General features: G+C 64.5%; 2 protein-coding genes. One reads left to right on the plus strand and one right to left on the minus strand.

Annotated elements, in window-relative coordinates; translation table 11 throughout:
* The coding region (locus tag AC1DS3_RS37790; protein WP_477129270.1) for a redoxin family protein at positions 1–457 on the minus strand (457 nt) is incomplete at its 3' end.
* Between the two features lie 547 nt (positions 458–1,004).
* Here AC1DS3_RS37790 and AC1DS3_RS37795 point away from each other — a divergent pair.
* Positions 1,005–2,395, plus strand: a 1,391-nt coding sequence (locus AC1DS3_RS37795; RefSeq protein ID WP_477129271.1) for a transporter substrate-binding domain-containing protein, incomplete at its 3' end; no start/stop codon positions are given.

Genomic DNA, 2,395 nt, shown 5'->3' on the forward strand with positions numbered 1-2,395 from the left:
CCTTGAACGGGTCGCCCGGCTCTTCCGGCTCGATGAACATCTTGTCGACCACGCCGTCCTTGACCAGCATCGAATAGCGCCAGCTGCGCTTGCCGAAGCCCAGGTCAGCCTTGTCGACCAGCATGCCCATGCCTTCGGTGAATTCGCCGTTGCCATCGGGAATCATCACGATGTTCTCCGACTCCTGGTCCTTCGCCCACTCGTTCATCACGAACGTGTCGTTGACCGAGACGCACAGGATCGCGTCAACGCCGTGCTTGGCGAACACCGGCGCCAGCTCGTTGTAGCGCGGCAGGTGGGTGGACGAACAGGTCGGGGTGAATGCGCCCGGCAGCGAGAACAGCGCGATGGTCTTGCCTTCGAACAAGTCGGCCGTGGTCACGGTCTTCCATTCGTTGTTCTCGCGAACACGGAACGTGACATTGGGAACGCGTTGACCTTCACKGGATTGCAGCATGGTTTAGCTCCTGGATGACTGGGGGTAGATGGCCGCGTGTTGCAGCGAAGACCCGATTCTGGCCGCGCCAATGTGATTTGTACAATTCATCGTTACAAAGACAATGATTGGTTTTTACTATGGAGAGTAGTTAGACCGGCCCTATCGCGATATAAGAAGCCTCCGAAACAGGATTTTTGATACTTAAACGCCACTTCAATGAGGCGGCGTCACTGGATGTGACCTGTTCGCATCACATTTCCAGCCCGCTAGCCTCGGAAAGTTCTGCACGCCTTTTCAGACATTTCTCAAATCTGTGCGCAAGCGCGGCCCGTACATTTGGGCTAAGAGGCTGTTTCAAAATGAAGCGAAGCGGTTCTGGCTAGGCGCGCGGCCGCAGACAGTACAAGTKGATCGGCCAAGGCCGCGCAACGACGCCAGAATCTTTTTGAAATGGCCTCTAAGGCACGCACTTCCAAGCTGGCGCTCGGCGTCGCCTGAAGGCTGCAACCCCAAGCGTGCGCAGATCCGGCACGCCGCAGCGCGCCGCCCTCCACGAGAATCCCTTATGTGCATCTGCAGTTCCCCGCATCCGGCGGACGGCTCGCCCACCGCGAGCCGGTGCGTGCCGGCCAACTGGTGGCGCCGACAGTTGTTTGTGCTGCTGCTGGCGCTTTGCCAGGGCGCGCCGGCGCTGGCTGCCCTGCCTGCCGAGCCCCTGCGCACGTTGCGCCTGAACGCGCAGGTGCGCGTGGCCCCCGCTGGCACACGCGATGCCATCGACCGTGCCGCGCCGCCCCGGGGCGACGATACGGCGTTGCATGCATGGCGCCGCGCGCACAAGGCCTTGCGGGTGGGCGTGGTTGGCAACTACCTGCCGCCGTTCGACCTGGTCGACCTGAGTGGGGACTACCGCGGGATTTCCGCCGACTACCTTGCCGCGGTCGTGGCCAGGCTTGGCGTGCCGGTGCAGATCCAGCGCTACCCCTCGCACGAGCTGGCACGCAGCCATCTGGCCGGCGGCGCCATCGACCTGATCACCACGTCGCTGGACAGCCCGGGCACCGGCGTGCGAACCGCGCCGTACCACGACCATCGCCTGATCGAGGTCGTGTCCCGGCGAGACGGTGCGCGCAACCAGGACAGCCGCGCCATCGGCTACCTGGCGGGCGAAGTCTCGCCGGCCTTGCTGCAGCGGGCCTACCCTGGCGCGCGGTTGCTGCCGTTCGAGAACCTGCTCGGCGCGCTCGACCAACTCTCCCGGGACGCGGACTTCGTCATGGTCACCAACGCCACCGCGGCCGGCTACCTCGTCGAGCAATACCACTACGGCGAACTGACGGCGCGCAACTTCGCGCCGCTGGCGCACGAGGGCATCACGTTCGCAGTGAGCGACCCCGCGCTGGGCCGGATCATCGACCAGGTGCTGGCGCAGATGCCCGCGGCGCTCAAGCGCGAGATCGACACCTTCTGGACGCCCAGCTCGCTCGAATTCGATATCACCGACAAGCTCAATCTCTCCACGGCAGAGCGCGCATGGACAGCCCGGCATCCGGAAGTGCGCTACCTGGCGGCGCGCGACCTGGTTCCCTTCCAGTTCGTCGATGCCAGGCAACACCTGGGCGGACTCACCGAGCAAGTGCTGCAACTGATCGCGCAGCGCACCGGGCTGCGTTTCGTCCCCTTCTGGCCGGCCAGCGCCGCGGACGTGACTGCCGCGCTAAAGAACGGCACGCTGGACGTGGTGCCCATCCTGCCGCTGAACCATGCCGCCACCGGCAACGCCCCGCTCTCGGTCAGCGCGCCCTATTTTTCCGGCAACTGGGTCGTTGTCACGCGCGCCCGCGACGACAGCATCAAGAGCCTGCCCGACCTTGCCAACCTGGTCATCGCGGGGCCGCCGCTCAACGTGTTCTACGATATCGTGCGGGCCAGCTACGCGGTGAGCCAGCGCGAGAC

The organism is Cupriavidus sp. 01L46, from assembly GCF_056399905.1.